General features: G+C 62.6%; 19 protein-coding genes and 2 pseudogenes. 12 read left to right on the forward strand and 9 right to left on the reverse strand.

Features of this window, described 5'->3' with window-relative positions; translation table 11 throughout:
• The first annotated feature begins 143 nt into the window (after positions 1–143).
• From ACPOLB_RS21810 to ACPOLB_RS21820, 3 genes are read left to right on the forward strand one after another with little or no spacing between them, the layout of a single operon-like run.
• Positions 144–1874, forward strand: coding sequence for an ATP-dependent nuclease (locus tag ACPOLB_RS21810; protein ID WP_425258147.1), 1731 nt, complete (start codon positions 144–146; stop codon positions 1872–1874).
• Positions 1867–3288: a UvrD-helicase domain-containing protein gene (locus tag ACPOLB_RS21815; protein ID WP_425258148.1), complete on the forward strand. Its 1422-nt coding sequence runs from the start codon at positions 1867–1869 to the stop codon at positions 3286–3288. Before ACPOLB_RS21810 ends, ACPOLB_RS21815 begins: the two co-directional genes overlap by 8 nt.
• Complete coding sequence (locus tag ACPOLB_RS21820; protein WP_425258149.1) at positions 3285–4247, forward strand: hypothetical protein; 963 nt, start codon at positions 3285–3287, stop codon at positions 4245–4247. Before ACPOLB_RS21815 ends, ACPOLB_RS21820 begins: the two co-directional genes overlap by 4 nt.
• A 19-nt stretch (positions 4248–4266) precedes the next feature.
• On the opposite strand, the gene ACPOLB_RS21825 is transcribed toward ACPOLB_RS21820, so the two are convergent.
• The 7 genes and pseudogenes from ACPOLB_RS21825 to ACPOLB_RS21855 form a co-directional block, all read right to left on the reverse strand.
• Positions 4267–4959 (reverse strand): transposase, encoded by a 693-nt coding sequence (locus ACPOLB_RS21825; RefSeq protein WP_425258150.1) that lies wholly within the window; start codon positions 4957–4959, stop codon positions 4267–4269.
• Between the two features lie 400 nt (positions 4960–5359).
• A complete protein-coding gene (locus ACPOLB_RS21830; protein WP_425261957.1) occupies positions 5360–5965 on the reverse strand; it encodes a TnsD family Tn7-like transposition protein in 606 nt (201 codons plus the stop codon).
• A 237-nt stretch (positions 5966–6202) separates the two neighbouring features.
• A pseudogene (locus tag ACPOLB_RS21835) lies at positions 6203–6595 on the reverse strand (TniQ family protein); the annotation flags it as partial.
• 2 nt (positions 6596–6597) lie between these two features.
• Positions 6598–8301 (reverse strand): AAA family ATPase, encoded by a 1704-nt coding sequence (locus ACPOLB_RS21840; protein WP_425258151.1) that lies wholly within the window; start codon positions 8299–8301, stop codon positions 6598–6600.
• Between the two features lie 9 nt (positions 8302–8310).
• A complete protein-coding gene (locus tag ACPOLB_RS21845; protein WP_425258152.1) occupies positions 8311–10686 on the reverse strand; it encodes a Mu transposase C-terminal domain-containing protein in 2376 nt (791 codons plus the stop codon).
• On the reverse strand, positions 10686–11534 hold the full coding sequence (locus ACPOLB_RS21850; protein WP_425258153.1) for a TnsA endonuclease N-terminal domain-containing protein: 849 nt from the start codon (positions 11532–11534) through the stop codon (positions 10686–10688). Before ACPOLB_RS21850 ends, ACPOLB_RS21845 begins: the two co-directional genes overlap by 1 nt.
• Complete coding sequence (locus ACPOLB_RS21855; RefSeq protein ID WP_425258154.1) at positions 11531–11851, reverse strand: hypothetical protein; 321 nt, start codon at positions 11849–11851, stop codon at positions 11531–11533. Before ACPOLB_RS21855 ends, ACPOLB_RS21850 begins: the two co-directional genes overlap by 4 nt.
• Positions 11852–12355: 504 nt before the next feature.
• Here ACPOLB_RS21855 and ACPOLB_RS21860 point away from each other — a divergent pair.
• Together ACPOLB_RS21860 and ACPOLB_RS21865 are read left to right on the forward strand one after the other, a co-directional pair.
• On the forward strand, positions 12356–12616 hold the full coding sequence (locus ACPOLB_RS21860; RefSeq protein WP_425258155.1) for a DUF6471 domain-containing protein: 261 nt from the start codon (positions 12356–12358) through the stop codon (positions 12614–12616).
• A gap of 362 nt (positions 12617–12978) precedes the next feature.
• A complete protein-coding gene (locus ACPOLB_RS21865) occupies positions 12979–13221 on the forward strand; it encodes a hypothetical protein (RefSeq protein ID WP_425258156.1) in 243 nt (80 codons plus the stop codon).
• 138 nt (positions 13222–13359) lie between these two features.
• Here ACPOLB_RS21865 and ACPOLB_RS21870 read toward each other — a convergent pair.
• Positions 13360–14281: pseudogene (locus tag ACPOLB_RS21870) on the reverse strand (error-prone DNA polymerase); the annotation flags it as partial.
• 624 nt (positions 14282–14905) lie between these two features.
• Between ACPOLB_RS21870 and ACPOLB_RS21875 the strand changes: the two are divergent.
• The 7 genes from ACPOLB_RS21875 to ACPOLB_RS21905 all read left to right on the forward strand — a co-directional run bounded on the left by ACPOLB_RS21875 (position 14906) and on the right by ACPOLB_RS21905 (position 20205).
• Positions 14906–15040 carry a LexA family protein gene (locus tag ACPOLB_RS21875; RefSeq protein WP_425258157.1) on the forward strand — a complete coding sequence of 45 codons (135 nt, stop codon included), beginning with the start codon at positions 14906–14908 and terminating at the stop codon, positions 15038–15040.
• A gap of 235 nt (positions 15041–15275) precedes the next feature.
• Entirely contained in the window at positions 15276–15650 is a 375-nt protein-coding gene (locus tag ACPOLB_RS21880) for a hypothetical protein (RefSeq protein WP_425258158.1), read from the forward strand.
• Position 15651: 1 nt separating this feature from the next.
• On the forward strand, positions 15652–16059 hold the full coding sequence (locus ACPOLB_RS21885) for a hypothetical protein (RefSeq protein WP_425258159.1): 408 nt from the start codon (positions 15652–15654) through the stop codon (positions 16057–16059).
• Positions 16056–16322 carry a hypothetical protein gene (locus tag ACPOLB_RS21890; protein WP_425258160.1) on the forward strand — a complete coding sequence of 89 codons (267 nt, stop codon included), beginning with the start codon at positions 16056–16058 and terminating at the stop codon, positions 16320–16322. The genes ACPOLB_RS21885 and ACPOLB_RS21890 overlap by 4 nt, the downstream gene beginning before the upstream one ends.
• 216 nt (positions 16323–16538) lie before the next feature.
• Positions 16539–17750, forward strand: coding sequence for a hypothetical protein (locus ACPOLB_RS21895; protein WP_425258161.1), 1212 nt, complete (start codon positions 16539–16541; stop codon positions 17748–17750).
• 2 nt (positions 17751–17752) lie between these two features.
• Positions 17753–18559: a GIY-YIG nuclease family protein gene (locus ACPOLB_RS21900; RefSeq protein ID WP_425258162.1), complete on the forward strand. Its 807-nt coding sequence runs from the start codon at positions 17753–17755 to the stop codon at positions 18557–18559.
• A gap of 173 nt (positions 18560–18732) precedes the next feature.
• Entirely contained in the window at positions 18733–20205 is a 1473-nt protein-coding gene (locus tag ACPOLB_RS21905) for an amidohydrolase family protein (RefSeq protein ID WP_425258163.1), read from the forward strand.
• 1218 nt (positions 20206–21423) lie between these two features.
• Here ACPOLB_RS21905 and ACPOLB_RS21910 read toward each other — a convergent pair.
• The gene (locus ACPOLB_RS21910; protein WP_425258164.1) at positions 21424–25875 is read right to left on the reverse strand and encodes an AAA domain-containing protein; all 4452 of its coding nucleotides are present in this window, start codon (positions 25873–25875) and stop codon (positions 21424–21426) included.
• Position 25876: the final 1 nt, after the last annotated feature.

Raw genomic sequence — 25876 nt, forward strand, 5'->3', positions numbered from 1 at the left:
CCATCGACCATCCTTTTGCCACCTACAGAACGCCACACAGGCCGTCGTATGCTGGATTCCCGGCGGTCAATGCGAGCGCGCATAGGGAATGTGAGCCTGCGTAGACAATCGCCATGACCGGGAATCCGGCATAAGGGGGCGCGATGGCAAGAATTCGCAAGGTTGAAATCCGCAACTTCCGCTCGATTCGCTCGTTGGACTGGTGTCCTACTGCAGGAGTCAATTGCCTCATCGGGCCGGGCGACAGCGGAAAGTCCACCATCCTGGATGCCATCGACCTCTGCCTAGGGGCTCGGCGCAACCTCGCGGTCGCCGATACGGACTTCTTCGGGCTGGACGTCACGCAGGACATCTGCGTCGCGCTGACGTTGGGAGCGTTGCCCGACACCCTGAAGAACATCGACGCGTACGGCGAGTACCTGCGGGGCTTTGACAGCACGACCGGCAGCGTTGAGGACGAACCACGCAAGGGACTGGAGACCGTCCTGACCCTGAGGCTGACCGTCAAGGCCGACCTCGAGCCCCTGTGGGCTCTCTACTCGGACCGGACGGCCGCAGTCGAACCAAGCCGCGGGCTCGGCTGGAAGGACAGGATGGCCTTGGCCCCTGCGCGCTTAGGGAACCACCCGAGCTCCAATCTCTCCTGGACAAGAGGTTCAGTGTTGAACCGACTGTCAGACGAGCGTGCAGACGTTGGCTCCGAACTCGCAAGTGCTGCACGCGAGGCTCGTGCCGGATTCGGCGCCAAGGCGGCGCCGCAGCTTGCTGGCACGCTCAAGACGGTCACGAAAACGGCCCATGACCTTGGGGTTCCTCTCGGGGCCTCGGCAACGGCACTGCTGGATGCGCACTCGGTGTCTTTCGGCGACGGCGCAATCTCATTGCACAGCGAGAGTGGCATCCCGCTGCGGAGTCTTGGCACAGGTTCATCTCGGCTGTTGATTGCTGGCCTGCACCGCGCTGCCGCTGAAGCTGCCAGCATCGTGTTGGTCGACGAAATCGAGTTGGGGCTCGAGCCGCACCGGCTGACCAGACTTCTGGGTTCGCTTGGCTCCAAAGACAAGTCACTGCCTCTTCAAGTATTCATGACGACGCACTCACCTGTCGTTCTGCGCGAACTCTCGGGAGCGCAATTCTATGTTGTTCGGCCCGCTGATGGAGTCCACAACGTCCTGCAGGTGGGCAGCGGAGACGACGTGCAGAGCACCATCCGCTGCTTCCCCGAGGCGTTCCTTGCGCGGACGGTCATTGTCTGTGAGGGCGCGAGTGAGGTCGGTCTTATCCGCGGCTTGGACGACTACTGGGCGGCATCGGGATATGCGTCCCTGCAGGCGGCGGGCGTGTCGTACGTTGACACCGGAGGCGGAGACGCTGACCGTTGCTTCTATCGCGCAGAGGCGTTCCAGAAGCTGGGGTATCGCGTTGCCGCCGTGCAGGACAACGACAAGACGCCAACCCCAGCAGTCGTGGCCAAGTTCGTGGACGCCGGCGGCTACTTGGTTGCTTGGCGAGATGGCCGCGCGCTTGAGGACGAGCTCTTCATGAGCGTGCCTCCGGCGGTCGTATCCGCTCTGATTGGACGAGCCATCGAGCTCACCGAGGACGGCTTGGTGGACCAGCACATCAAGACCAAGTCCTCAGGCAAGGCGAACCTCGCGGCCGTCTTGCAGGACGGAAACGATGCTGGCTTCTCCGCGGCTGCGCGAAAGCTCTTGGGTGAGTCTTCCCGCATTCGAAAGGCCGGCTGGTTCAAGTCCATTGACAAGATGGAAGGTGTCGCCCGCGACATTCTCGGCCCCAACCTTGACGCGTGCGACCCAGGGTTCGTGGGCCCAGTGCGGAGTCTGTTCACCTGGGCACATACCCATGCCTGAACTCGACCTGTTTTCAGTCCAGCGCGGCACTGTGACGGCGCCGGCTGGATGCGGCAAGACCCAACTCATCGCGGACACGCTAAAGCTTCACAAGGACGTCAAGCCAGTACTTGTCCTTACGCACACCAACGCCGGCAAGGGCGCCCTCGAAGTTCGACTTGCGCGAGCCGCGGTGCCAAGGAGTGCGTACCGGGTCTCGACAATCGATAGCTGGGCCATCCGAATGATTTCGAGGTTCCCTGCCAGGGCCGGGCACAACCCGAGCATTCTTCGGCTGGAGAACCCCGGCACAGACTATGTTGCCATTCGAGAAGCGGCTTGGAGGCTGCTGTGCCAAGGCGACGTGAGTGATGCCTTGCGGGCGACCTACAGCCGCCTTGTTGTCGACGAGTACCAAGACTGCACGGTGCCCCAACACAACATCATTGGTTGGGCTGCAGATGTCCTCCCGACCTCCGTCCTCGGGGACCCCCTTCAAGCCATTTTTGGGTTTCGCGAGCCTACGGTGAACTGGGACTCGGATGTTCACAGGCTGTTCCCGCGACTTGGTGCTCTGGAAACCCCCTGGCGCTGGCGAAACGCAGGTGCGGAGAAGCTGGGCCAATGGCTCCTCGAAGCGCGAGCTCCCTTGCTCGCAGGCGAGCCCCTTGACCTTCGAGGCGCGCCGCCAGAGGTTATCTGGACTCAACTTGCCGCGGACCCCATGGTGGCTCACATGCAACGCATGGAGGCTGCACGGACTAAGGCTCCCGGACCCCACGGGACGGTGCTTGTCATCGGGGACAGCACCAGCCCAAAGGGGCAGCAGCAGATTGCCTCTCAGACCCCTGGGGCGACGACGGTCGAAGCCGTGGACCTTCGGGACCTGACTGCATTCGGTAGGTCCTTCGACCCACGAAAGGCCGGCTCGCTGGTCGCGTTAGTCAACTTCTCCGCAGAGTTGATGGCCAACCTCGGCGCTTCGGAATTGCACCGCCGTGTGGAATCCCTGACGAAGGGTACTGCCCGAAAAGAAGCGACAGCTGCTGAGTCTGCCGCCCTTGCATTTCTCGCGGCCCCCTCGTTTAGGACCGCCCTGGAAGCGCTTGAAGGCTTCGAAGACGCACCCGACGTGCGCGTCTACCGTCCGGAGGTCCTTCATGTCTGCAAGGCGGCCATGCGAGCTGCCGCGAGCGGGGAGTGCACGTTCTACGAAGCCGTGGTGAGGGCGCGTGAGCGAAATCGACACCTAGGCAGACCAACTGCCAAGCGGGCAGTCGGCAGCACATTGCTGCTCAAGGGGCTCGAGGCTGATGTAGTCGTTGTGCTAAACCCAGCGGCGATGGATGTTAGGCACCTGTACGTTGCGCTAACTCGTGGTGCGAAGGGCTTGGTAGTCTGCTCTGAGACTCCTGTCCTGACCCCAGCGCAATGAACCTGGCTCACCGCCCGAGGCAATACATGGCAGAACAATTTGACGTACCTCTAAGCGTGGTCTCGAATCTACTGCTTGGGGCGTGCCCCGAAAGGGCATCGGAGTTCGAAGTGTTCTGGGAGCAGTTCGAGCCCCGATTTGCTTTAAAGCAGGACGGCACCGGCCTAGCCATCAGCGCGCGTGGAAACAAGGTCTCCTGGATGCACAAGACCTTCGCCCACGACTGGGTCGTAACCTTTGCGGGTTTCAAGGCGTTGGCCGCGTACGGCCCTCACGTCTTGTTCGGGGAAGCCCTCAGCGGCGAGATTTCTACGCAGACGTTGGGCGGAGACGAGGGCCTGCGTACAGCCGAGGAAGAGCTTGATGCGCTGCTCTACTTCGCGAAGCAGATTCAGTTGGTCAGCGACCTTGATGCGTTAGACTGGCCTACCGAGGTTCCCCGGCCGGGCACAAGCCGTGAGGCACTAGCAAGTGTTGAAGACCAAGCCTGCTTTGACATAGCCTGTTTGGCCGCCGCAGCGACCTTCCTGCACGAAGTCCGGCACGTGCAGTTCGCGGCCGAGGGAGATGCTCCGACAGTTCCCGCTGACGAGGAACATGCTTGCGACGACTTCAGCCGAACGATGCTCCTTGAGAAGGTCGACGCGTACTCCTCTTCGACTGGAGAGGCCGCCGACCGAGTAGCCAGCAAGCGCGTCATCGGCCTGGCCTCCGCCGCCCTGACTATTGCTCAAGCCGAGTCCCAGAACATGGCCAATGCAGTCAAGGACACTCATCCGCCGACTCGCGAGCGGTTTGTGCGCCTAGTCTTGGAGGCAGACGTTGCTGAAAGCGCGACATGCTGGTCTTACACCGCCTGCTTGCTCATCGCCCTGCTGCGCGCGCATTCCAAGTTGCCGCAGAAGGTCCAGTTCGTCTCGCCGAAGCACCTTTGTCAGAAACTTGTCGCTCTGCTGTAGAGGTGTGCCTCAGCCTACCCTACTGACAAGCAGACCTAATCTCATCAAGACGCCCAAGCGCCGCGTCCCAGCGCCCGTCCCTCTTCCAACGCGAGAGCGACGTCGGTGCTCGAGCAACCTCGTTGCCAAACTCCGCGAACACCTCTTGCCACCGAGCACCTTCTGAGTGCTTCCACATGATGGCGTTCAACACCCTTCGCGAATCATCTGCCTTTGCGCCCACTCTCGACTCCAGAAGGGGCGCGAGTTCAGCCCACTCGGCCTCCGTCACAGGCGTGAACGAGCGCAGGCTAGGTTTTGGCGCAAGACGCTGCGCATGGGTTGCCGTTGCTGCTACTGCCAGCGCAGAGACCTGCATCACTTGTGGGTGGGTCGATGCGAAGTCGAAAGGCTCTTCGTTCGCTACAACATCGATTGCGGTCAGCGACGTGACGTAACAGTCACGCACCCTGCGCAGACTCCGAACATTGAATGCGACCGTAGCACGAGGTAGCGTCATGTCCAGCGCGCCAGACTTTGAGTGCTGATAAACGCTAGCCCACGACTGACGAGCCGAGGGGAAGCAGAAGAACCAAGACCGCAAAGTCAGGAGTTCGTTACCAAGCTGTCGTCGACCTTCGCCGAGCGTACCAAGCGGCTTGATTGGAATGCCAGGTCCGCCTATGAAGATGCAGACGTCTTCAAGAGACTGCGCCTTGAAGAGCCGGGGCATTAAGAACCTCTCCGGTCGAACCAAGGCGCGAAGCAGGGCGAGCGCGGGAACAACGAAACGCGTCCGTCCGTCCCTAAACTCCCAGGCAGCATGTCCCGCATCTTTGCCACAGGCATTGAAGCCAAAGGCGCCGGCGTACTCCGCCAGCGGGACTGACTTCCACTGCGCGAGGTCAGTAGTGACACGGCGAGCATAGGTTGACGTTGTACTGAGTTTGGGGAGCCCCCTCGATGCAAGGTCAGCCGGCTCGACGGTGGTCTCTACGCAAGATGCACTGACTACGCGGGCTTTGGCCGGGCCTTCTGACCAATCGATACCTGTCACCAACTCCAAGATGCTCTCCAGATGTCCTGGAGAGAGTAGGTAGCTGGTCTAGCTGCGGCTTTAGCCTAAAACAGCTTCATTCTTCCGACCCGGACCTCTCGCGCTTTGGGCGCTGGCTCCAAGTCCTGAAGGGCTTCTGCCGACCCTCTGCGATTGCTCGCAGTCTGCCTGCATGAACAGCTCGGCCTCCGGACTTGCGCTCGGAGGCATCCGTCTTCCTGAAGGCCAGAACCTCCGCGTTCGTCTGAGGAAACTGGTCCCGATTGTGGCGGAACAGCTCCCAGTGCCCCGTTGCGCGCAGGACGCTCTCAACCGTACCGGTGCGCCCAGTCTTCAGGAGCCTCACTGCCTCCTTCTTCACCATCCGCGCAAGCCGTGGGTCCAGCTCGGTCACGTCGGTGAGCCTCTTACCCGGGGTCCTGTACACGAAGGCGCCGCGACGCTCTGCAGGCAGCTGGAAGAACGCGTTCAGCAACACGTGCTTCACTGGCGAGTACGTAGTCCGGGTGCCTTCGCGCGTCATCATCGCGGGCCAGTTTGACCAAGCCTGCCCAAAGCTGCATCCAAGCTCGGCCAGATACTCTCTGCCGAATCGCTCCTGCAGCTCGAACGAGAGACGTGCCCCGGCCAGGAACCTCCCACTCAACGTGAAGCCGCGCTCGCGCGCAGCCGCTCGGTACATCCCAGTCCAATCCGGTCTGTGGGTCCAATCTTGAGCGCAAACCCGACGGACCGCCTCAGCCAACGGCAAGCGCAAGTCGCTAGGGCAGGAACTGCCTTCCGGAACCTCCGCTTGACGGTGTGGAAGCGGTAGCAGCAATAGCTGCGAAAGTGTCCGGGCTGTGAAGCGCGCGACGCACAGACCGATTTGATGCCGCAGGCATACGTGAACTGCCGGGAGGCAATGCTCGCGATGCCAGTAGCTCTCGCCAAATCGACGCACGTCCTCTCGAGCGCATTCCGGGCAGAACCGAAGCCCCGACAGGTTCCTGGTCGCAGACCGCACAAGTGAGCCGAAGCCAGGTTGGTTCTCGGGCGACACGGCAAGCGTCTTCGCCTCCAGCTCACCAACCTGAGCCGGACTCAAAAAGGCGACCGCATACGGAAAGACCGAGTGCTTGCAGAGCAGCTCCCGCGCGGCGACTCTCGTTCTGTCCGCCAGTACGTGCAACCCCGTGGGCAGAAACATCGAGTGGTTGGTTCGCTCGACGCCCAGCACTCGAAGAAGCAAGCGCTTTGGAGGCAAGCCGTTGTGAACGACCGCCCGGGCCAGGACACTCCCAATTAGCTCACCAGGGTACGGCTTCGGCAAGCTCAGCCCAGACAGATGACGTCCTCCAACTCCGGAACCATGTTCAGCTGCAGCAACTGCTCGACGATTGACGTCTTCTTGACTGCAGCGAGCACAATGGCATTCCGGAAGTCATCTGGCCGCGCCTCCAGGCCGGGATAGGACGGGAGGGCGTCGGCATCCGCCTTCGACCCGCGCTTGCCCTTCGAGCCACTGGAGACAGCCTTAGGCGGGCGAGCGTTGTTAGCCAACTGTGCCACGCCATCAAGCAGGCTCTTCGCAGTACCTTCCTCGGACACCTGCTGCGCGAGAGCGGAGGCATCTTCGGGGCTGATGCCCAGTGTCTCGGCTGCTGCCGTGAGGCGAGCCCGGAACTCCTCGGTTCCTGGTTGATTCGACGCTGCTCGAACCTTGGAGAGTCGTTCCTGACGGGCGCTGGACTGAATCAAGTCTTCGGTACTTGGCAGCTCGAGGTCCCCATACTGGTCCAGCGCCTCTCGGTCGCCGCGGATGCAGGCATCAATCATTGGGTGAATCACCTGGAACTGCTCCGCATAGACCGCAAGGAAGAGTTGCTCAGAGAGCATCTCAGTCTTGTCTACCATTGCGCGGGCCTGGGCGACGATGAAGAGCTTGATGCCCAAATCGATGATGCCCTGCGTGCACTCGTAGATGACGTCCAGAAGTCCGTCGGACATCGGCACTTGCTTTCGTAGCCAGTTGTACTTCCACAGTTGCGTCATGAAGTCGACCCACTCGCCCGGCTTCTTGACCAGCGCCCCCGTTTCGTCGCGGCTAAGCGAGTACCGAGGGAGCGGGGTCCAGTCACCAAGGCCCAGATTCAACGCCCGCCGGCCTTGACGCATGTCTAGACCCAAGACCTTCCTTGCCTTTGGAGTGCCGATGTAGAGCACCGGCGCCCTGGACTTGTTGGCCAACGTCGTGAGCTCCGTCATCACGACCTGTTCTGACTTACGCTTGTTGGCGGCGTTCTGGACTTCATCAGGAATGAGCAGTCCCACGAGATGCTTGTTCAACAGTATGCGGACCGAGGACTGCAGCTGCCCTTCCGTGGGTCGCGCCTTGAGCACGTAGTCTTCGTAGTACGTGTTGTCAGGAATGAGGTCGGCGATAGCTTCGATGATGCTCTGGAGCAGCGCCTTCACCCCGCCGCCGTCGCGCGGCATCTCGAAGTGCAGCCAGGGAATCTGATACACGTTTAGGTCTGGGTGATAGATGACCCGTGGATAGCGGGCCAAGGTTCGCTGAACCGTCGTCGTCTTGCCCATGCCTGAGACGCCGACGAGTGCCTGAGAGAGCTTCGGTGGAAGCGTGTTGTGCGTCTGCCGAAAGGGCTGCCCGCTTTTCGCGGCCTGTTTGTCCCTGTGAATCTCTTCGTAGACATTTATGTGCTCAACGGACATTGGCTGCCTACCTACGTACCCCTCGCGAAGCATCGAGTCCAGCGAATGACCAAGTTGTATGTGGGACGTCATCGGCACCATGATGTTCGTGAGACTAAGCAGCTCCCGAATCCGGTCAGCTGAGTCCCATTCACGAGAGGACTCGTCGAACGCAGGCAAGAACTCGAGCGCCTCGAAGAGTTCGATGTCACTCAGTGGCGCCGGGAGAGCCTCGATGAGCCTGTTGCCTTGATAACGGGGCTGACGCTGGGAGGTGTTGTATGTGGCCAGTTCGATGTGAGCGGGGAGAAAGAGTTCTTTCATGGGATTCAATCACTTGGAAGCACCGCGACGGAGCGCGGCAATGCGTTGGGCTAGAGGCAGGTCCTCAAAGGGCACCTCTTTGATATCTGCTGCTGGGGCGGCCACTGCGAGCTGCGGACCACGGCCAATCGGTATGACGGCGGCGGAGGTAGGTGCGGACGCCAGAGGTCGCGCCGGGTCGGTTGGTGGCGGCGGCGCGATGGGCTCAGCGTTGCGGACCTTTGGCGGACGCACGCCCGCGGTCTTGGCGTGCTCCCCCTGCAGCTCATCCGCGCGGGCAGCTGCCGTGTCGGCACGGCGACTGGAGCGAGACGCACCGTTGACCTCTTTCTTCGTCTCCTTTACTGCGTTGTCGATGGTCGGCGCCGTTCGCTGGCGATGCCCGAACATCGCTTGACGCTTCTCCTCGCCACCGGCATCAAGGATATCTTTGACGCGGACAAAGTGTCGCTCGACCTCAACGTGGCTCATGCCTTCGAACTTCGTGCTGTCGCCCACCAGCTTCGCGACGAATGACTCGCCACTGCCATTGGGCGAGTAGACGATGATTTCATCGACAAGTCGGTAGTCGAATGCGATTTCAATGGGCTTGCGCTTCTTGCGACCGTCGACCAGCCATCCGCGCTCCTTCGCCTCCGGGCACGAGTAGTACATCCTCTTGAAGTAGATGCCGTCCTCGGAGACCGTTGCCTTGTCGCGCGGCATCAACTCCGCCCGGACTTTGTCAAAGTCCATCCTGTCTAGCTGGCCCATGCGACGCCTGATGCTGTGGACGTAGAGCTCTCGAGGAATCGGGCGAACACCATCTGCTACCTGTTCAATGGACAGCGGATAGCCTTCCTGCGGAGAGCGGTTGTGCGCGATGATTGCGCTGATGATGACCTTGAGCATCTCCAAGAGGTTCAGCGCGACATCTTTATCCCGATTGACCGCGCGACGCTGCTTTGTCTCGGCGTCCGGTGTGTAGGCCGGCGTATCCGGGGCGATGACCTGGTGCAGCATGGCGAAGCCGCACTCCACCAGCGGCTTCCAGTCCGGGCGCAACCCAGGCACATTCGACAGCGTTGCGCGCAGCGAACGGGCGATGCGCCTTGCCTTCTTGCTTGTGTTGGCGCCTTGGTCTGCCAGAAAAATCTCTGGCAGGATTCCATCAGCGGGCCAATCTGCTGGGTCGTATGGAATCTCGAGCGACCGGCATAGCGCTTCCTTGTTCGCGCCAAGGCTGAGAATCGCCTCCATGGCGGACGAGTAGTTTGCGTTCTCGAACCCGAGGTACCAGCCAACAATCAGCCGACTGTGCCTGTCGATGATGAGGTACAGCGTAGGCTTTCCAACGATGTCCATGCGAGACTTTGAGGAAACCAGCGGTACGTCAAGAATCGTCGCATCGAACTCGTAGATGTGGCTCGCGCCGTGACACTCAAACTGGATTGAGCCCTCGGTGGAACGGTCCTCCTGAGCAAAACGCTTTGCACCCTTTCGGCTCGACAGGATGGTTTCCGTCGGGTAGTTCTGGTGTAGGTAGTAAGAGAGCTGGCGATAGCTCGGACATTCATCCTTCGGGCGGAGGTGCTCAGCCCCGTTGCCATCGGTGTACGTGTAGTGGAGCTCGTGAAGCTTCTCGAGCGTCTTGGTCAGGGTTAGTCGGACCTTCTTCTGGAGGAAGTACTTTTCGATGACCTCCTTCATGTGGTCCAGGTCTGCCTGCGTCAGCTGATACGCAGGGGTACCCTTTGATGCCTTCTCCTTCTCCGTCTCCTTGTCTGTGTCGTCGTTTGGCGAAGCAGACCCGGCATTCACGTCGTCGCTCTTGCGCTTCCTCCCTTTCGTTCGACCGCGACCTGCCGTGCCGACGACGTCGGGCCGCCCACAGTTGCTGTACTTACCGAGGAGCGCGTCCTGAGTCTGCCCACCTTGCCACCAGTAGCGAAGGTCCTTGAGCAGCGTCTTCGGCGTACCTCCGTTGGCAGCCTTCGAGCGCTCAACGAGCAGCGCGTGCCGTTTGCTTGGGTCAAAGATGTCGGGATGGTCGACCAGGGGCTCGATGCGTTGGTGCGCGCGGTCGCTCACAGCCAGGCTTGCCTTGGACGGCGGCCGCGGTAGCGCAGTCATCACTGTGGTGAAGAGTTCGGACTTGGCCGGAGCCGGTGCCTCCTCCTTCTTTGGCAGCTTGCTGAACTGCGCTTGGAGGTCCTCATAGCTCACCTCGTATGGCAAGGCGAGCGGAGCTCCCAGCAGGATGAGCCACGCTGAGCCGGTCAGCGACTGCTCGCCACCGCCTTCGTCAACGATTTGGAGGTTGAGCCGCAGAAGGCGATGCAAGGTCCCGTCGTCACGACGCAGGACTTCATTGCGAAAGTAGACCTTGTCGGTTTCGGTGCTCATCAAGCGCCCCCAATCGCGCGCAGGCGACCGGGCAGGGCGGACAGCTTGAAGCAGTCCATGTGCGCCATCTGCGGGGTCGGGTTGTTCAGGTCCATCGTTAGCGCGCGCTTGCTGAGCAGCATGCGAGCGACGCGCATCGCGGTTCCCGACTCAACGCTGTAGCGCCGGTCGTACTCGGCGCAGTAGTCCACGAGCGGACCGTCGAACCGCCGGGCCGCAATGTCCTGGACCATGCGTGCCTTGTGGTCCTCATAGAACCCCGGGAAGGGCTCAATAGCATCCGGGTCGAGCTGAGCGTCGCGAATCCAGTGAAGGTTCCGCAACTTGACGTGAGGCATTCGCTCCTTGATGAGAAGCCGGTAGGGCATCCCCAGCGCCTGGCACATTGCGCGCTCGAGTTCGAGCCGCTCGACCACCTTAGGGTCGTTCAGGTCCTCCTGAACCTTGACGCTGAATGCCTCCTCGACCTCCTTTCCGTTCGCGGCCTTGACGGCAACGAAATCGAGCGTCATCACGGTCGGCACGTGTGTGCCCGGGTAGTACGGGTGCCGCACACCAATCTGCCCTGCGAAGTCGAGCGAGAGTTCTCGCGGGAGCGGGTACTGCTCCCAGATGTCGACAACGTCGTGAGCCCACTCCAGCATCACGAACGCATCGCGTTCACCGTCTGAAAGCAGCTGATGGGTTCGGCCTGTCTTGTGGCTATAGGGCTCGTGAGTCCGGCCCTCGGAGTAGAGGTCGGTGATGTAAACCCACGGCATGTACGTGCGCCCTCGTCCCTTGCCGCGACCTTCGTCCAGCAGCTTCGCAATAGCTGCCTCGGTCCACTTCTTGATACCCCGGCTCATCCCGGTACCTCGTCAGCGCGTTTACCGCTAATCGGAGTCAAGATGGCCGCGCAGTGCTCCACCAATCCGGGGTAGCGCAGTTCAACTTTGGCCTTGAAGGCGAGGAATGCGAGCGTCCTCGGCGTTGACGCATGGGTGCCCGGACAGCAAGGGTGCAGCACCCCAAGCTGCTGCGCACAATCGAGGGAAACCTCTCGTTGAAGCGGATACTGCTGCAGGATGTCGAGAGGGTGTGCAGGCGCCAGCCTCACGGAGACCTTGCGCTTACCTTCCGACAGACGATGGTTAGTTCGCCTGGCCTTGATGCGGCGGCTCATTGCTGAACCTCACTGGCCGAGTACCCGGCGCGACGGCGCGCATTGGCCGCACACATGCGGCTGGCCCCAGCCTGAAAGTCGCCAACTGGCAGCGTGGCCTGGTCGACCTCGAAGAGAGAACCTGGACTGTGAGAGCCGAGTACGGTAACCAGGGCTAGCGCGTCCCTAAGGCCCTCATGGGTGGTCGTGGAGACTGAGCTCGCGAGGATTGCCCCCGAAGAGAGGCAAGTGATGGTGGTGAACACCAGGGAAGCGGCGGGCTGCGAGGCAGCACCCGTCTGGGGGTTTCGAATGTCCAAGATGTGACTCTCTAGAATGATTCCTGCGGTTCGGCGTGGTGCCGAAGGGCCGAGCGAACTCTCAGCCCGTCCGTGTGTAGCGAGTGACCAGGTCTGATGGTTTTAAGCCGTTTGCAGCCGATTGAAGTCGCGCTGGAAGGAACTAAAGTCTCGCCAGGCGAGACTTTGCGCAATCTGTCGCAGATTCCTGTTGCGCGGGGCCACCGTGGCCGTTGATTGGGCAGACGCGGCATCGCGGCTGCTCAAGACTGAACTGGCGCGCGAGCAGGTCACGCTTGCCCAACTTGCACGGCGGTTGGCCGCGCTCGGCGTCGTCGAGACCGAGGCCTCGCTCAAGAACAAGCTCTACAGAGGCACCTTCCAGATGACCTTCTTCGTCCAATGCATGCAAGCTCTAGGAAGGAGCACGGTGGACATCGGGGCGGTCATCCCGCCGGGGGTGCCGAAGGGAAGCGAGCTCGACTAGCCGCGCCTCCCGGCGCGGGTCGCCATATCACGGACGCATCGTTCCGTGAAACATTGAGAGTTGAAGCCGCGCTCGACGGTCGCGCGTGTCGGCGGCTTGTGAATCAACGAGTTGGGCGCCAAAGTCGGACAGACTTGGCGGTGTCCGAGGAGCTTGCGCCGCAATGTTTCACGGCACTTTCGGCGTCTACCTGGCCATTACGTTACGGTATTACGGTACCTCGGCGGCACCACCAACCCATCTGAGCGCGCACCCCCCAAACCTCCCCCCGATGGGGGCCGCCCAATCGGCGAACCGAAAGCGGCGATGGCGCCGGAGAAGCACCTGCGAAACCATTGCGGCCTCAACTCAGGAGGCACCCGATGAATCACCGGACCAAGCTGCAACTGCAGTCGCAGGTCGATGTGCTGGTAAAGGCGCTTGCTGCCGTGTGCTCGGCGCTCCCACCTGAAACTGCAAGGCAAGTGGCAAACGCTGTCGCACGGTCGGTCGACAACGTCGAGCAGACCCCCGAGTCGCTCGACACAGCGCAGACCCAGGTTCTGTACCCCATCATCTCGGCGCTAAGTCGCGCGTTGCCGAGCCATGCCGGCTCGGCAGCGTAAAGCACAAGGGGCAGCCCTCGCAAGGGTGTCGGGAGCTTGAGCGACAGTTCGGAACGGACGTTGGCTGCGCCGCCGTCAAGGGGTTGCTTGGCTATTTGAAAGTCTAGTGACAGTCCCTCGACTCCGTAGCCAACCTGAATTGAGCAGCTGCTCTGCAGTCAGCAAGCGGCGCTTGTCCAAGTGCCGTCTCAACAGCGCAAGCGGATGGCTGCGCAGCGTCAACCCGATGGCCGCGTAGTCGTGGACCACCTCTTCGCCCTCAAGCGCCGGCACTAGCTCGAGGGAGGCCTCATCAACTGGCGCGTCCTGCAGCAGCTTCGGGGGGCCGTTTGATTGCCGAGGCATCCCACACCTTTTGGCGGTGATGCCCTGACAGGCTCATCAGCGCATTGGCTCCGGCCAGCAACCGCATCTCGTGTTGCTCCAGCTCGGCGCGACGCGCCAGGTCCTCAGCGGAGCCGAAGGGGCCTCCCTCCGAGCGACCACCACGCGCTGCATAGACGACTCCCTCATGCCGTCGATGAGCCGCAGCCCCAATCTGACCGCGGGTGGCGCGTCCACTCCGTCCAACGTGCACTCGTAGTCGCTGAACATCACGTCGGGTCGCAGCACTTCCACGCCGTAGGGGCGCGCGTCTTGAACCAGTTGCGATAGCGAGAAGAAGCCCAACGCCTGCGATTTCAATATCGCGGCCAAGAACTCGCCCGGGTGGTGGCACTTCATCCAGCACGATGCGCACACCAGGAGCGCGAACGATGCAGCGCGACTCCGGGAAGCCGTACTCACTGAACCCCTTGATTTGTTCGAAGGTGGCCTCAGAGAAACTCTCCTCGTAGCCCCGCGAGGTCATGCCGTCGACCATCTTGTCGTAGTACTTGCCGAGCCCGCCCTTACGCTTCCAGGCAGGCATCGAGCGACGCAATTGGTCGGCTTCGCCAGGCGTGAAGCCAGCGGCGAGGATGGCCACTTGCATCACTTGTTCCCGAAAAATTGGCACGCCCGGCGTTCGCCCCAGCGCCTCCTTCAGCGCTTCACACGGGAATACGACGGGTTCCTTGCCACCGACCGGTCGTGCGCCCCTCGCTCCGAGGGCGTTGCGAGCAAGCATCGGAAGAAGCCGTTCTCCCAAGCCCAGGCCCACTAACCGCAGAGCTCGGGCATTACACAGAAGCGCAATAACGGTGTGTAGTGCGGCCTGCGGGAGTGCTTCCGCCCAGCCTTGTGCCCAGAAAGCTGCGCCCTGTGCCATGAAAAAACTCGTTCTCCGATAGTCACTTGCGTACGTTGCTGTACATACGTACAGTTTCACCATCGAACACCCGCAAGACGGCCCACATGGACGCAGCAGCCCTCGACCTCCGCTACTTGAGCGCCCTGCGCGTGCACTGGAAGCGCCACAAGGCGCTCCCCGCGATGTCCAAGCTTGCCGAGGCCATCGGCTTGAAGTCCGCGGCCGGCGTGCTTGCTGTCGTCGGTCGCCTGAGAGAAGCCGGGTACCCCGAGCGCAACGACGGCCGCATCGCGCCCACGAAAGAGTTCCTCTCCTACCGCCTGCTGGGCTCGGTGCGCGCGGGTGTACCGCCAGAGGTCGGCCAGTACGACGGCTTCGAGTTCATGAACGTCGAGGACTGCCTCATCACGCACCCGGAGCGCACCGGCTTCTGCGCGGTTCGCGGGGGACTCGATGACCGGTGTTGGCCTGCTGGACGGCGATATCGTCGTGGTCGAGCACAACACGCCCACCAAGCCAGGCGACATCGTGGTCGCCTGGGTTGATGGAAGCGCCACCGTGAAGTCCCTGGCACTCGAAGGCGGCTAGTACGTGCTCAAGCCGGAGAACCCTGCGTACGAGGTCATCAAGCCCGGCGAGTCGCTCGAGGTCCTGGGCGTCGTCGTGGGTTCCTTCCGACGCATGCGGAGGTGACCCACTGAGCACCTCCCGCCCGCGCGGCTAGGCCGCGCTCATCTCTTATCCCCGCCATGCCGCGCCGAGCGCGCGTCTGGCGGAGCTTTGTCCGACCAGATTGCAGCCCGAACGGGCGCAAGGAGCCGCCATGCCTGCTTGGCTTCCACCCACCGCCGCAGACCAACCGAGCGTCACGCTCACCTCCTGGGCAGCCTTCGAAGTCCAGGTTCCGGGGCTCGACGCCCCGACCATTCACGTGGCCGGATACGCCGAATGGGAAGGTAGCGGCCGCGTGACGTCGCCGCTCAAGAGCGTCGATGCGCAGCGCCGAAGCGTCGTGACCAGCAGTGGCCGCGTCTACCGCCTCCAAGGCGGACCGGGCCTGAGCGGTGACGCGGAGTACGTCTGGCGCCGCTGGCTGAGGCTGTGGAACGCGACCGAACTCAGCGATGCCACCTCCGCCCTGGTGGAGCAATTTACAGCCGCCTCCTCGGCCGGTGGCGAACCTCCCGGGGAGCGATGACATGCGTCCACTTCGACCTTGGAGCTTTGGAAACCCGAAGAGGACCGAGGCTCGCATCAGGCGCGAGTACGCAGCGTGGCTGCTGGAGCAGCTCCCAGAGTTGCCTCTACACAGCCGACGTACCAATGCGCTCGTCGATGCCTACCGCACGATGACTCGCTTGAGGGTCGAGGCTGCGCGCGAGCACCAGATTGGCGTGTCGGCCAACTTCGATACGGCGCTCATCCAGCACCTGGACCGGCGCGCTAGGCAGCTGCACACCGCGTGGGACGTGCTGCACAAGCACATGGTGGCCCTCGAGATGCGGGAACTCACCGGCGGGGAGATGACGTCCGACGATGCCGAGATGGTGTTGCTCGCGGAGCGACTTGTCGAGCACCTGGTGCTTGAGGTCGGTGACCGGCCATGAAGACCTCCAAACCTCGCAAGGTAGACCCGCCCTGGAGCTTCATAGACGGCCCGGCGGTGGCCGACCGCATCCTGCGCGAGTACGCCCAGCGGTTGCTGGATTCGCTGCCGCACATCCCCGATGACACCATCTGCACGAACGCCAAGGTCAAGGGCTACCGGATGCTGACCTACGCGCTGGTCACCGCGGCGCGCGCACCAGCGCCTAAGCCACCGTGCCGTCACCTCGAAGACAACCGCGCGCCGTCAGGCCAAGGTAGTTAGGTCGATGTGGCGCCTCGCTCATCTGCACTTGGTGGCGTGCCACCTGCGGGCCCTGGAACTTGCGGGCAGCCCGCATGACGAGTTGACGCTCGTGCGCATGACCGCGAGCACGACGCCCTAGTTGACCTACTCTTCCCCGAGGTGACGGAGCCCAAGTTTGAGCGGGAGCCACCAGCTCTCGAAGGGTACGATGGCTCAAAACAGGGAGGAGCAAGGATGGACGTAAGGTTCCTGTCGGGCGAGCAGACGCAGTCCACCCTCGTAGGGCTGGTCGAGAGCTGCGAGTCGATGCAGTGGGCCGTAGCCTGGGCTACCGAGAACGCCGCCTTCGAGAAGGCGATGAAGCACGGTGAGAAGTTCGAGCACTTCGTCATCGGAACCCACCTTTTCCAGACGCACCCGAATGTTCTCGAGCGAGCTGCAACCCTAGAGTCCGCGGCGGTAGTGCCACCCACCGGCGACCTGTTCCACCCCAAGGTCTACCTGTTCCGCAACGGACATCGCATCCGTGGCGTGGTCGGAAGCCCGAACCTCACGCAGGCCGCGATGAGCCGGAACGTTGAAGCAAGCGTCCTGCTGGACGGCAGCGACGGCGATGCGGCATTGACGGATTTGTGCAGCTTCGTCGCCGATGCGTGGAATGAGGCCGAAGCCATCACGCCGGCGTTCCTCTATCGCTATCGCCACCAATTCGAGGCGAAGACGGCTGCGCGTGAGGAGTTGACCAAGTTCGCTGATGTACGGCAGCCTGCGAAGCTGAACACCAAACGCGCACCTCACGACATGAACTGGGCCGACTACCTCGTCCAGGTGCGTAGCTCAGCGCACCCCTCCGCGCATCTATTCAAGGAGCGCCTTCAGGTGCTGAAGGACGCACGGAGGCTGTTCGCGACCGGGACGCCTTACGCAAAGTGGGCCGAGGCCGACCGTAAGCTGGTGGCGGGCACGCTCGGACGCAAGAAGTCCCAGCAGCCTGGCGTGGACTACGGCCTCTTCGGGAGCATGGGCGCGAGCGGGACGTTCGCCAACCTCGTCATCGACGACCCCGCAGGCTTGTCCGACGCGTTGGACTGCATCCCGCTGCTCGGCGTGGTCACGCAAGGCGACTACGACCACTACCGCAAGACCTTCCTTGCAGCCTTTGACCAGGGCGGACGCGTGGGTGGTCTGCCGCCTGCGACCAGGCTGCTGGCCATGAAGCGCCCTGACGTGTTCGTGTGCGTCGACTCGGCGAACAGGAAGGACCTCTGCGAGAACTTCGGCGTCAGCCACAGCACCACGGACCTTGAGAACTACTGGCAGCGCATCGTCGAGCCGATGCATGGGGATGCGTGGTGGCGGCATCCGCAGCCCACCAAGGCGACCGACGCCGAAATCTGGCTGGGGCGCGCTGCGCTCTTGGACGCCATCTACTACACGCCGCGCTGAGCATGCTGCTCTTCGACCTTCTCAGGGCACAGGACCCGACCATCACGCCGGAGACGGCCAAGGTTCACCTAGCCAGCTGGAACGGGAGGGAGAACCCGCTGGACGTCTACTACAGGGGCGAGTTCGACGAATGGCAGTCCTGGCAGAACCAGGCTAACTTCGAACGGCCGCTGGTTGTGTCCCTCATCAGCCTTCCCGAGGTGACGCGTTGGCTGTTCGTCGGCGTGTACGCGTCCAAGGGGAAGCAGCAGCACACGAACGGCACCTACCAGTACAACTTGGCGGCACTCCCGGCCTACGCTGAGTTCGCGGGGCGCCTGTTCGTCATGTTTGCTCGAACTCGAGCTTCGTACTTGCGGGGAGAGAGTTGCGCGCCTCGCATGACCGTCTACGCGGTTACCGCGGAGCCGGTGAAGCTCGACGAGTTTCCGGGCTTCAAGACTGTCGACATCTCGTTCGAAGACCTCGACTATCTCGTCCGCAGCGGCACGACTTCCTGGCGCACCGCGCTCGGCAGCGTCGCCGGTGTGTACCTCATCTCGGACACGCTAACCGGCAAGCTCTACGTCGGCAGCGCGACTGGCGAAGGAGGCATCTGGGGACGGTGGTGCCAATACGTGGACGGCCACGGGAACAACGTCGAGTTGAAGAGGCTGGTCGGCACCGAGGGCATCGGGCGGGCGAAGCACTACCGCTTCTCCGTCCTCGAGATTGCCGACACCCACGCCAGCAGCAGCGAAGTGCTGGAGCGCGAGTCGCACTGGAAACGGGTGCTGCTCACGCGGATTCACGGATGGAATGCAAACTAGAGAGCAACGCCGTTCTCAGATGCTGCAACGGGTAAGTCTGCACTTTCGCGCTAAGGCGGTTGGCTAAAGGGAGGTCAGTCTTGATTCGGTTCGCTTCAGCTCAACGGGCACTGGTTCCTGCCCAACTGGACTTGGACCGCGAGCGTGTGGTCTTAGTAGGTGACATCGTCACGATGAACTCGGGCCGAGCCGTCATCCCTTCGGGAAGACTCTGTCTGGACGGCCAGAACATTGCGGCTGTCCTGAAGCCGGGGGACGCGCTCCCCCCAGCCTTTGTCGGCGCACCTGTCGTGGAGACCGAGGGGACCATCTACCCCGGCTTGTTCGACCTGCACAACCACTTGCCATACAACATGATTCCGCTGTGGCAAGTGGACCGCCGCTTCGGCAATCGCCTCGAGTGGCAGAACATCGATGAGTACTACCCAGCGGTGACCGCGCCATTCAAGCTGCTCAATGGGCACAAGGACGCGGTGTATGCCCGCGCGATTGTTCGGTTCGCGGAGTGCCGAGGGCTCTTTGGCGGGGTAACTACCGGACACGGCATGCCCTTGACCAGCAGCTCCCTGTACGAGGGGCTACTTCGCAACATCGAGGGCCCGCTGGCGTCGGAGCTACCGGCGGTGAAGTCAAAGACGCCTGACCTGAGTCCGAAGGACATTGAGGACATGGTGAAGTGGACCAAAGACGGACGACCGTACATCTACCACCTGAGTGAGGGAGTTGGCGAGTACGGTGAGCGGGTGTTCCGCGACCTGCAGAAGGTCCCTGGTGCGCTGAACAGCAAGCTTGTTTGCATTCACTGTGTCGGCATTCCGTCGGATGGCTTCGATTCGCTCGCAGCGGTGAGCGGTGTGGTCTGGTCGCCAACGAGCAATCTGCTGCTCTACGGCGAAACCTGCAAGATTGAAGAACTGAAGAGGCGGGGCATCCGCATTGCAGTTGGCGCTGACTGGTCGCCGAGTGGTTGCAAGAACCTGCTGGGCGAACTCAAGGTAGCTCGGGCGGTCAGCCGCCACCTTGGGGGCCCACTGAGCGATGCCGACCTGGTGGCGGCGGTTACCTGCGTTCCCGCCTCCATGATTGGCTGGGACGCTCATCTGGGAAGTATCGAGACAGGCAAGTGGGCGGACCTGTTGGTGCTCTCCGGTAAGGACGGAGACCACTACGCGCGTCTGGTCGAAGCCAAGGAAAGCTCCATCCGAGCAGTCGTCATTGGTGGGCGTGTCAGGCTTGGCGCGGCAGACGGCTTTGTCGTTGGCGACCCTCTGTCCAGCGAGAACGTTTCCATCGGCGGGAAGTCGTATGTTCTGGACTTGGCGGAGCCCGGCGATGTTGGCATGGGTGGCATGAAGCTCTCGGAAGCCCTTGCGACGCTTCGAAGTGGCCTGTCGCGTCTTCCGGAGTTTGAGGCGGGTCAGACCAAGCTCGCGTTGATGGGCGTGCCGCTCGACGTAGAGGGTCCTCGACTCGAAGACGAGATGCACCCCGAGGGCTTGACGAGCTTGCTTCTGAAGGCGAACAAGCTGCCTGCCAAGTCGATGAAGCTCGAACCGATGGCAGCCGTCGACGACCTCGAGTTCAAGAAGGCGATGCGTGCGAGCATCAATATGCCGGACTACGCAAAGGCGGCTTTCGCCGACTGAGGGTCGGCTGCAAACGAGCCGACGCTCCGCCCGACGGCCGGCAGCGGCACCTATCGGGGCAGACTGGAGACCGAGGCCAGCATTCTTAGCGACTTTCGACGCAGCTGAACTGCGATTGGGCGTGGGCTTCCTGCGACCGCGCCGGAAGGTTGGCGAGGCGGCTTCGAGTGTTCGCGCTTGAATGGGGCCGGACTCGTGCTGTTCATCCGCCGCTCCATAGGGATGCTGCGACCAGTGTGCGGACCCGCTTCTGGGTGACCACCTACGGCCGCTGAGTCCCCTCTACCTCCAATGGGAGAGGGCGGTGGCGGACCTGCTGTCACTGCGTGAGGCTAGCTCTCGCCCCCATGCCTAAGGAGCGCGATGCTGCTAGCTCCCAAAGCTCCCCATCATTGGGTATTGAGCGCTCTGCTGCCGCTGCGTGCGCAGTTCGCCGAAGTCGCAGTTGACTTCAGGAGGGACCGACAACGCACCCAATGCCTCGGACATGCTTCCTCGTCTGGCTGCTCGTTGCCGTCGCCGCAGGAAACGCCCAGACACTGCGAGCACACTTTCTGGACGTCAGACGAGGGTCAGCTGCCAGCCTGGAGACGGAGCGCTCGGCCGTGCTTGTCGACACCGGAGGCGAGCTGCAATCCTCATGCTCTCGCCCCTACCGCCCTGCACACCGCGCCACTGACAACGCTGCATACGCGGCGTTGACTCGGCCGGCCTCCGCCAGCGCTTGAGCACGCTTGCTTTCAGGCTGGTTTCGCAACTTCTCGGGGTGGCTGGCCTGAACGAGTAGGCGTCGCGTCTGCTCGATTGACTCCCACGTGGCGCCGGGCGTCGCCTTGAGGAGCTTGTACGCATCGTCCAGCGGCATCGCAGGTGCCCGCGGAGTTGGAGGCCTTGCAGGAACTGGCGCGACCTCTGGCCGAGCGGCAACGGGTGTTGCAGCGGGCGGTATCGCAGGGGCAGGAGACCGAGTCGTCTGCGGTGGAGGGGCATCCCACAGGCTTGGCTGTGGTGGAGGGGCTGCGGCTGGCGGAGGCGCGGGAGCCGGAGCTGAAACGTGAATGGCTGCCTGTACCTCGGCCAGGAGCGCCACTGCCCTCGGCACCTGCCGGTACTGCAGCTCGTGCTCGAGCTGCTTCAGCACTCTCTGGTCCGCTTTCGACGTTGCGAACAACTCTTCAAGCTGTCCGACGCCATGTTGCATGAGCGGGCGCGCCATGGTCAGACCGCCTCCGTCTCTGCTTGCACACCGTACGGGTCGACCTCCTTGTAGTGGACCCACACCGTGCTGTCGACAGTCTCGGAACCAAGTGGCTCGATGCCGAGCCGCGCAAGGGTCTGCATCAGGTCATCGACCACTGCCTGACGGCGCCGTACGAAGCTCGAAGCAAAGCACCGCCAGAACGTCCAGCCGGCGCGTTCGAGCACTCGCTGTCGGGCCATATCGTCCTGCCACTGGCCGGGGCCATGGAAGCGGTCACCGTCACACTCGATGGCCAGCCGGCGGCCTTCCTTGCCCTCGACGACGAAGTCGATGCGGTATCCGCCGCAAGGGACCTGTGGCTCAACGCGGAAGCCGCGTTTGACGAGCTCGTCGAACATCTCGACCTCGAAGCCCGACTCGCAGCGCTCGCGCAGTGCATCGACCAGACGCACGTTCTGACGGAACGGTTGCTTGAAGTGGCTGATGACCTTTCCATTGAGCGAGTCTTCGCGAAACTCTGTCTCGGCAACTGAGCGGAAGAGATACATGCGGTCTCGGGCACGCGATAGCGCCACGTTGAACCGCTGAAGCATGTCCGCTCGTGTCGCTGCGGCGCGGTCTCCTGGGCCGACGACCATCGAAATCAGCATGATGTCCCGCTCGCGCCCCTGAAACACAGGCGCTGGTCCGATGGAAATCTTGCGAGCAACGACATCGACAGGCGAGATGCGCGCACTGACCATCTCGTGGATGAGCGCCGCCTGGGCTGTGCCCAGGAGCGTTACCACTCCGATGCTGCGACCTTCGAACTGCGGGTCCGCGATGATGTGTTCAATCTCGTCGACGACCGCCTTGGCCTCTGGGTCATTGACGTCGCCCTTGCGGAAGCCGCCCTTGACAAATACGTCAACGAGAGGTGGGTCAAGCCGCTCATTGGCCTTCGGGAGTCGAAGCGGACGGATGTCGCCCTCGTAGAACTCGCGGTTCGAGAACTCGATGATGGCTGGCACACACCGGAAGTGCTCCTTGAGCATCACGGAATTGCCAGCGAACACCACACGCGCAAGGTCGTACACCGACTTGTCCGGCGTCATCTCTGAGCCGTGCGGCTGGTTGGCCAGGAAGCGGTTGACGAGCTCTTTGATTTTCTCTTCTGCAGTGCCCACAGCGGAAGGAGAAACCTGCTTGTGGTCGCCGACGACAAGCACCTTCTTGCCGCGAAGCAGCGCAGGCAGGGCCCAGATGTCCGACTGGGACGCCTCGTCGATGATGACCAGGTCGAAGAGGCCGACCTCCGGAGGAATCGTTTCCGAGACACGCCATTGCGGCAGCACCCAGCAGGGCACCGCCTTGTACGCCCCCACCATCGCTTCGCGGGCGGTCTTCCGGTGGCGAACCGCTCGCACGCCGGTTCCGGCCCCCATGGCTTGAACCGCGTTGAGGTATCGCTGCAGTGCCTGCCGAACGACGTCTGGAGAGTTGTTGAAGACGCCCAGCCAGGTCTTCTCTGCGACCAGCTCCTGGTACGTGCGCGCGAGCGCAGTCGTCAGCGTCTTGCGCTCTTCGAATAGCTCCCGCATCTTGTGGTGTCCGTCGATGCGGTCGAGGAACATCACCGCCTTGCGCCAGTTCCACGCCTCGTTCCACCTGATGGGCGTGAAGGGGTCGTGGTCGGCAGAGGCAGGTTGGGTCCGCACCCTGGCGCCCCAGTTGACTGCGCCGGCGTTCTGGATTGCCGCGCCAAGGCGGGCAATCTCCTCGAGGTCCGGTCGCAACGCGGTCAGCCGATAGAGTTCAGCCTGCAGCGCACCCCAAGTCGTCTGCAAGACAGACTCATCGGCGGATGCCCGTCCAAGCGACTCCGCGAGGAACGGCCGCATCTCATTGACGATACCGCCGGAGTGCCCATCGAGTTTGCGCAGGAGTTCCTGCACGCGCTTCATGGCGTAGGCAAGGCGGCCCTTGTCGACGTGAGCTTGCAGGCTGGCGGCTGCGGTCGCCACGAATGTCTCGCCGCCGTCCCACATCCGGTCCGCAACCGCTTTGCCGAACACTTCAGCCAGACGCGGATGCAGCTTCGCATCGAAGTCGAACGTCAGCCGTCGAACGTCTTCGACGCCCCCTTGCCAGTGCGCAACCTTCTTGAAGTCAATGTCTAGGTGGCCGCCAGCGGCTTCAAGCCCGAACTCCGCGCTCAGTGACGACCACTTGGCGAGAGCTTTGCGAGCCTCGGCCCGCCAGACGAGCAACTCCTTGACCGCCTTCCAGTCCTCCACTGATTCCGGCGCGCTACCGGTCACCTGGACCGCGGCCACCAGCTTGCGCGCATCGCCCTTGCCGAACGGCATCATGAAGGCGCTCTTGCCTGCAACGAGGCGTTCGAGGGCCTCAACGAAGTCCTCGTTGCGCTCGGCGTCCGCCGGCACGTCCACTGCCTTGGCAACCAGCTCGCGCCGCTGGGCTTCGAGTCGGCGCACCGCCGCGCAAACGTCAAGCAGCCCCTTCAGCACAGGGTCAGCAGACTGCATGTCCGCTATGCGTTTGCCCAGCGTATCCAGCCACGGCTGTCGCGCCCCTGCCAGCTTTGCCTTGAGTGCCAAGCGTTCGTCGAGGAACGTAGCCAGCGCCTGGGCCTTCTCGAATGTCTCAAGCCTTGCGTCGACCAGCGCCAGCACGCTGCCTTGCGTGACGCTGCTGTCGATGGACTTCGCGCGAACCAAGTCGCGGTGCAGGCCAAGCAGGTCCGCCCATGCGGGGAAGCTGTCTGGCGCGGGAAGGGAGCAGCCAACGTAGACGATGTCGTCACCCACGCGCATTCGGGAGCGACGCAGCGCGTTGATGTCCTCGTCGTTGAACGGCAGCCCGCTGGCGGGCGTATCTGGTGGCTCGTCATCGAACCACTGATGCTCGTCGGCCTGCTCCAGCACCAGCTTCGCCATCTCCTCGGGCGACACGTCCTTCCCTTGGAAGGAGTAGTTGCTCATGTGCTTGCCTGCATAGGCGGCCACAGTGCGGTCGACGTGAGAAATCTTCGCGTGCAGCTGGTTCAGCCTCTCTTCGGCCGCAGCAATGTTGGCCGCAGCACGCGTCGGGTTGATGGACGCGACGCTCGATGCGATGGTCTGGATGGAGTGTTCGAACTGCTTCATGCCATCGCGCTCGTCCGACAGCAGCGCGACGCTGAGCGGCCGAATGCGCTCGGGAAGCTTCTCCTGCAGCACAGCGAGGGCGGACTCGCCCTTGGCGGTCACCAGGACGCGTTTCCCCTGCGCGAGGTAGTGCGAAATGACGTTGGCAATCGTGTGGGTCTTGCCGGTCCCCGGCGGCCCTTGAACCACCACACCATCGTTGGCGTGCAGCTTCTGAACGATGGACACCTGCTCATCGTTGTAGGCCATAGGGAAGTACAGCTCCATGGCGCCTGCGCCACCATCGCTTGTCGACAGGCCGCGGAACGGCTGCTCAGGACGGACGCGCACTTCAGCGTCGCCCCGCTCCACGAACGCGCGAATGACGCTCGGCAGGGCCTGCGCTTCCTCGACCTTCTTCTTCAGGCGCCGGATGTCCTCCAAGAAGATGTCGCCGGACCGCTTGCGCCCGAAGACCACCCAGGTGTTGGTGATGAGGAGCTTGTCGCTGGGGGGTGCAGGCGTCGAATCGTCCGTGCGCGCGTCGTACTTGCCGGATGGGTCCAGGTGGCCCACCGCTGCCCTCAGCGTGCCTTCATAGGTCGAAGGTTCAAAGGGGTTGACTCGATTCGCGCCAGAAGCGAGTGCGCTGCGCCAGTAAGCTTCAAGCTGCTTGACTCCAGGTAGCTCCATCTCCGCGTAGCAGTCGGCATCGAGCTTCGGCTCGACATCGCGAGGGCGCACCTCGAGGTCCAAGGTCTTCTCGTTGAGCGTGACCTCACAGACCTGGACCAGCAGCGGGTACTTCACCGGCATGCCAAACCCGTCCTTCTTCCAGACGGCGTAGCCGATGCCCCACGCCAGCTCGAGCGGCGTCTCAGCGCCTTCCGACGAGATGGCCTGCTGCAGTGAGAACAGCTGGTTGTAGCGTGCGATGGTCTTTCGGCGGGGCCGCTCTGCCAGCGCCCAGGGCTCCCACATGTACTCAACGTACCAGGCGAACAGCTCGCGAATCTCAGGGTGAGCATCGATGCGCTCCCTGCCGACCTCACGTCGACCTTCGAGGCTGATGACTTCAGCCTTGAGCTCGGGCGTCTTGTCGGGACTCTTGGAGAGTGTGACCCAGGGCCGCAGCTGGTCGTCCGGTTCCGGGGGCGCAATCTCCTGCAGCCTGGGCAGGCGCAGCCAGACGTCGTCGCCTTCGACCTGCAGGTTGTATTGCAGCCCTGGCAGCCCCGTGAGTTCGTGCTGATACGCGACGAAGAACTCGCCTGGGACCGAGAAGGTAGGCTTGGTCTTGAGCTTTTCGACCTGCTCGATGTAGTTCAGCAGGTCGAGCACG

The organism is Rubrivivax soli, from assembly GCF_049810355.1.
In the GTDB taxonomy this organism is placed as follows: Bacteria; Pseudomonadota; Gammaproteobacteria; order Burkholderiales; family Burkholderiaceae_C; genus Rubrivivax.